Annotated in this window: 1 pseudogene; it reads right to left on the bottom strand. The window is 45.1% G+C overall.

Annotated features, from left to right (window positions below):
• Positions 1–295, bottom strand: a pseudogene (locus AC23MB_RS14430) (IS3-like element ISLbl2 family transposase); the annotation flags it as partial.

Genomic DNA, 295 nt, shown 5'->3' on the forward strand with positions numbered 1-295 from the left:
TCCATGCGTATTTTCTCGGGCTTGCCGTAGCGGTTCACCAGATGGTTCAGTATCCAGATTACCCGCGAACTTTTCAAGCTGTAATCTGCCTCAATGTGAAGAATTTCGCTGTTGTAATCATCAATCCCATTAAAACTGCGGAACTTTCTGCCACTGGCAAGTACGTCACTCATAAAATTTTTACTCCACGTGTGAGTAAATGTTTCCGGAACCTCCAGGGGCGATTTTACTCTGGCAGGGAGCCGTTTCTTTACCTTGCGCCGCAAAGGAAGTTTCATTTCCTTATAAATCCTGT

It is taken from the genome of Soonwooa sp. T0.1_25 (assembly GCF_057652215.1).